The organism is Catenulispora pinisilvae, from assembly GCF_015356865.1.
GTDB lineage: Bacteria > Actinomycetota > Actinomycetes > Streptomycetales > Catenulisporaceae > Catenulispora > Catenulispora pinisilvae.
This window is the reverse complement of sequence record NZ_JAAFZA010000401.1, coordinates 1-5,839: the sequence shown is the minus strand read 5'-3', so window position 1 is coordinate 5,839 and position 5,839 is coordinate 1. Positions and strand designations below refer to the sequence as shown.

The window sequence follows — 5,839 nt, the reverse complement described above, 5'->3', positions numbered from 1 at the left end:
GGGGAGGGTGTTGGGGACGTGGTTGTGGACGTCTGGAGAGCAGTGGTGGGACGAGCGGGATCTTGGAGGCGGGGGAGACGGGCTCGGGGTGCTTGTGGGATAGTCGCCTATCGGTGACCATCGCCACCTTCTTTCCTTTGCCGTCGCCTCTGGTGTCGGTGTCGGGCGGGATGGTGGGCCCGGCGGCGAGTACCTGTCGCGCGTCGGGGTAGTGGCGCCTGACGCACGCCACGAGGAGGGCCACGGCTGGATGGACCGTTCACCGGTGCGGGGTGTCGCCCGGTTGGCGGCGATACTCGACTCGCTGCCCGAGGCTTTGCTGCTCGTCGACGGCGGCGGGCGCGTGGTCAACGCCAACGCCGTGGCCGTGGGCTGGTTCGAGGCGCCGGGCGCGCCGCTGGTCGGCCGGCCCGTCACCGATCTGCTGTCCGGCTTCGGGACCGCGTTGGCGCGGGTCGCCTCCCCCGATCCGACCGCCGGGGTGTGGACCGATCCGGGTGACTCCGGGGTCGGTGCCGTCTCCGGCGAGGAGGCCGGGGTGCCCACTCGCATGGTCGCCAAGCTGGCCGACGGGTCCGGGTTCCCGGCCGAGGTCGTGCGCTCCTTCTTACCGCCCGGGCACGGCGGGCTGGAGGTGGTGGTGGTCCGCGACGTGTCGCGGGTCGCCGACGCCGAGGCCGAGCTGCGCCGCCAGCAGAAGCAGACCGAGCTGATCCTGCGCGCCGCCAGCGAGGGCATCGTCGGGGTGGACACCGCCGGCCGCGTGGTGCTGGTGAACCCGGCCGCCGCGCGGGTCCTGAAATACCGGGCCTCCGAGCTCGGCGGCCTGGAGTTCGACGCGCTGATCGGCGGATCCGCGCCCGGTGAGCCCTCGCCGGTGGCCGACACCCTGGGCACCGGACGCAAGCACCGCCTGGGCAGCGAGGCCGGGCTGCACCTGATCGCCAAGGGCGGCGGGACCGTGCCGGTGGAGCTGTCGACGGCTCCGGTGATGGAGGACGACGCCCTGGTCGGGGCGGTCGTCACCTTCGTCGACCTGTCCCGTTTCCGGCTCCCCGCGCTCACCACTGCGGCCGGCGGCGCCAACGGCGCGGCCGGCGGCCATCCCGGCCTCGGCGCCTTCAGCGGGGCCAACGGCCTGGGTGGAATGCTGGGCACGATGGGCGGCGCCGGGCTGAGCGCCGAGTCCGTCAGCGCCCTGCGACGGCCCCTGGACGCCGCCCGCACCGAACTGGCCCGGCTGGCCAACGACGGCGACGGCCTGAGCCCGTCCGTCCGGCACCGGCTGGCGCACGTCACCGCCGAACTCGCCGAGGCCACGCGCCTGGTCGAGGAGTTGCTGGACGCCGCGGCCGGCCCCACCGGTCTGCGCAAGCGCCCCGCCGAGCTGGGCCGGATAGTGCACGCGGCCACCGACGCCGCGACCGACCTGGCCGGCGCGGCGGGCATCGACCTGGCCGTGCACACCGGCCCGGCCGAGGTCGTGATAGACGCCGACCGGATGACGCAGGCCGTCCGCCACCTGCTGGTGGACACGGTCCAGGCCTCTCCCCCGGGCTCCACGGTCGTGGTCGCCGCGGCCCGCCGCGGCCCCATCGCCCGCATCGAGGTGCGCGGCGCCGAGGTCGCGGGCGTGCCGGAGCACCTGAGCTTCGCCCGCACCGTGGTGGAACGGCACGGCGGCCAGCTGACCGTGCACCGCGTGGACGGCAAGGGCGTCACCTACGTGATCGAGCTGCCGGTCGGCCCCGAGGGCGAGACCGAGCTGGCCTCCGGCGCCTCCTCGGCCTCGCGCAACCTGGTCGAGGAGACCCGGATCATCCCGATCGTGCGGGACATCGAACCCGCACAGTCGGCATCCGGCTCCGCCGCCGGTTCGGGCTTGGTTTCGGGCAGTCGGCGGCGCGTCGACTCGGCCGCGGCCACCACGACCACCATCCCGCGCCAGATCGCCCCGGCGCAGGACCGCGGCTTCGCGGACACGTCGCTTCCGGTGCCGGTCCGCACGTCGGCGGCGGGGAACAACGCCGGGGCCCCCGCGGCCAACGGCTCCGGAGGGCTGGCACCACCGGGGCAGGCCGGGCAGCCTGGGCAATCCGGTCAGGCCGGTCAAGCCGAATCGGCGCCCCGGGGACGCCGGCGCGCGGCGCAACAGGCGGCGCAGCAGGCTGCCAACGACGGCTACCTGATCCAGCACGTCGAGCCCGCGGCGGAGGCCGCGCTGCGCACGTCGGGCACGCACCAGGACGAGGGCCCGCTGTCCACGTCGGGCAACTTCACACCGGAGGCTCAGCAGGCTGCTTCGCTCTACGGCGAGCCGCAGCAGCTGTTCCGCGAGCTCGACGGCGGCGACTCCCGCTTCGGCGCGCCGCGGGCGGTCGGAACGGGGTCGCTGTACGGCCCGGATCCGGCGCAGCCGTTGTTCCGTGACGAGGTGCCGGGTGGCGATGCCGGCGGCGGACGTCACGGCCACCACACCGACGCCGGCCGGCTCGACCAGTTCGACCAACGCGACCAGTTCGACCAACGTGACCAGCGCGACCAACGTGAGCAGCGCGAGGAAGCCTTCGCCTCGGACGGCGGTGTCTTCGGCAACGCCGCGACCGGGCAGCCCGCGGGGATGGCGTTCGCCGGCAACAGCAGCGGCGACGTGTTCCGGGTGCCGAAGCCCTCGGCCCCGTTCGGCGACTTGTCGGACGGAGTGTTCGGGGCGGACGCGCAGGATGCTGATCCGATCAACGCGCTGAACCCGCTGAATCCGATGTCCGCCGGGCCGGGAGCCGGTGGTGTCGCATTTCCGCCAACCGGCCAGCAGACGCCCTCACCGTTCCTGAGCGACGGCCAACCGTCGCCGTCGTTCGGTGGTGAAACGCAGGGTTCTGAGATCGCCGTCTCCGTGCCCCAGCCGCCCGCCCCCTTCATGACCGAGGCGCAGAACGCCTCGCCGTTCGGGACGCTCGCACCGTCGCCGTTCGGCACGTTGAAGCCGGCGGCGAACGAGGCGCAGGCGTGGCCGAACCCGGACGAGCCGGATCCGCAGGATTCACAGGGTGCTCAGGCCTGGCCGGCACCGACCGCCGCGGAGCCCGCGGCCCCGCCGACGTTGCTGGTGTGGCCGACGCCGGAGGCCGGGGCCGAGCAGGTGCTGGCCGCGCAGGGCTACGCGCCGACCGCGTTGAAGGCGCCCGCGCAGTTGAGCGAGACCGGGGTGGCACGGCCGGTGGCCCTGTTGGCGGACCCGGTCGGGGTGCCGGTGACGCGGGCCGCGCTGCACACGCTGCGCGCGGCCGCGGCGGACTCGGGCATCCCGCTGTTCGTGACCGCCGGGTTGGGCGCCGTTCCGGCCGCCGCGATGACGGCGACCGCGCGGCGTGGCGCCGATCCGTCCGCACTGCTCAGGGCCCTGACTCCGGAGCAGATTCCGGCGCCTCGGGTGCTGCTGCTGGAGGAGAACCCGGATCTGGCCGCCGCGTTCGCGATCTCGTTGGAGCGCGACGGGATGCGGGTGGTCCAGGCCTCGAGTGAGAACGACGCCATGACCGCGATGGTCGCCGAGCATCCGCAGCTGATCGTCATGGACATGACGTTGGTGCGGCGGCGGCGTTCCGGGATCATCGACTGGCTGCGGACGTACGAGCGGCTGCACCTCGCGCCGACGGTGCTGTTCACGGTGCCGGCGACGATGACCGCCGACACGAACATGCTGCGGGCGCTGCGCTCCGGCGAGGCCGTGGTGCACCTGGTGGACCGGGAGGTCGGGCCGGAGGCGGCGAACCGGCTCGGGGATCTGATGGGCAAGATCGCGGACTGAGGTCGGGCTGACGTCTGACTGACGTCGGACGCGCGGTCGGCGGCCGCGCGTCCGGCCTCGGGCCCGACATCGGATCCGACATCGGATCCGACATCGGATCCGACATCGGTTGCGGTGATCCCCGGTGCTGATCTCGTACTGATCCTGTGCTTGTCCGGTACCGGTCAGCGCAATTCGGCGGTGGCGATCAGGCGGATCGCGGCATCGGCCCACGCGTCGAAGGCCGCGCGTCCCGGGTCCGGACCGAGGGCGCGACTCAGGCCACGAAGATCGGTGGCGCAGCGTCCGAGTCCGGCGGTGTCGAGGCGTTCGGCCGTCGAACCCAGACGCGCCTCGAACGACGGCGGCAGGTGCCGCGCGCCTCGGTGCGCCATCTCGGCGAGCAGTTCGAACGCGGCCTCGATCGCGGCGGTGAGGCGATCGGGGGCCAGCGCGCCGCCGTCGTCGAGGGCCTTGGAGCCGTCTCCGGACGCGAGGTCCGGCACCACCACGCGGCCCTCGGCCACCACCGCGATCGGAGTCAGCACCAGGCCGCCGCGCCCGCGTCGCACGGTGGCCGAGACGAAGCTCGGATCGCGCTGGAGCGCGTCGGCGAGGGCGTCCAGCGCGCCGGGGGTGACGGCGCGGTACTCGGAGACGACCAGCGCGGTGCCCCCGGCCGTGCCGCGCACCACGGCGGTCAGCCGCTGGCTGCCGGGCTCGTAGCCGAGGTATTCGACCTCTGCGATCGCCACGACGCGCACGTCTTCGGCGTCGACGCGCGGTCGCACCAGGCGCGGCGGCAGGCGGTCGAACTCGGCGGCCAGCGCGTCCAGGTCGCGGGCCAGCAACGTCGAGGGCAGGTGACCCCAGGCGCCGCCGGACTGGCTGACGGTCGTGCGCGCGACCCGGTTCACGGCCAGCCGCAACCGCCGGTCCGCCCGCCGATGCGCGGTCTCGGTCACGACGTTCCCCCCGGCCAACACCCCCACGGTGCTCCCGGCCAACCGCCGCGCGACCAGATCGGCGCCCGTCGCCGCCCCCGGGAACCGCCCATCCAGCGTGAGGACGATCCCGGCACCCGGATCCGCAAGGAAGACCAGAGCCCTGCGATCCTCCCCGAGTGCCTGCACCCGGCACCCGAGCGCGGTCAGCCGCAGCCGCCGCAACGCCACCTCCGCCGCCTCCTCGGTACCCAGCACCCGCGACCGAGGCTGCCCCACCGCCGCCCCGGCAACCCGCGCCCGCGCGACGAGCTCCGCCAACAGATCCGCGACCAGCACCTGCTGATGCCGCGCGGCCCGATCCGCATGCGCCGCCAGCTGGTCGGCCAGATCCTCAGTAGCCAGGAGCGGCCACCGCAGGCTCGCCGAGTCGAGGTCGCGCCGGACGCGCGCCAGGCGCGGGGTGAAGCCGGCGGCGAGGTTGGAGACGCCGGTGAGGAAGATGTCGGCGGCCAGATCGAGGGCGGCGGTGAGGGCGGGTGCGCTGGCGCCGGTAGCCAGGCCCCCGGCAGCTGCGCCGACCGGGCCGCGATCAGCAGCCACGGAATGCTTGGCAGAACCACCAGCCAAGCCAGCCGAAGCTGATTGCTCGACGCCACGGGCGCCGCTCGCAGAACTAGCACCGGCAGCCGATTTCGCACCCACCACGGCAGGCACGCCGCTCACCGAATCAGCGCCACGGGCCAGGCCCGCGGCACTACCGCCAACAGCAGAATTCGGGCCCGCCGCAGCAGGCACGCCGCTCGCAGCAGCACCGCGGGTACCCGTCGCGCTGGCCGCGCCAGCCGCGGCAACCTCGTCGGTCGCCGAACCAGCGGCACCGTCCAGGCCCGCAGCACTATTGGCGCCGCCCGCAGCAAGCTCGCCCACGTTGGGACTCGCCTCAACCGAACCGACCGTCGCCGATTGCTCAGTTGCGACACCACCATCAGGGCCCGTATCCGCGCCAGCCACCCCGGTCGAGCCGCCAGCGCTTGATGTCGCGCCAACCGCCGCGAGCTCGTCGCCAGCCCCACCCAAGCCCGCGCCAGGCTGTCTCTTATAA

2 protein-coding genes are annotated in these 5,839 nt (G+C 74.0%); one reads left to right on the top strand and one right to left on the bottom strand.

What is annotated here, in order from left to right; all coding sequences use genetic code 11:
* Nucleotides 1-250: 250 nt before the first annotated feature.
* Complete coding sequence (locus IZR01_RS47750; protein ID WP_194927723.1) at nucleotides 251-3,811, top strand: PAS domain-containing protein; 3,561 nt, start codon at nucleotides 251-253, stop codon at nucleotides 3,809-3,811.
* A 164-nt stretch (nucleotides 3,812-3,975) separates the two neighbouring features.
* On the opposite strand, the gene IZR01_RS47745 is transcribed toward IZR01_RS47750, so the two are convergent.
* A complete protein-coding gene (locus IZR01_RS47745; RefSeq protein WP_194927722.1) occupies nucleotides 3,976-5,337 on the bottom strand; it encodes a YehQ family protein in 1,362 nt (453 codons plus the stop codon).
* Nucleotides 5,338-5,839: the final 502 nt, after the last annotated feature.

What these genes read in the sequence shown, in the direction of transcription:
- IZR01_RS47750 (WP_194927723.1), top strand. Translation starts at nt 251, where the DNA reads ATGGACCGTTCACCGGTGCGGGGTGTCGCCCGGTTGGCGGCGATACTC.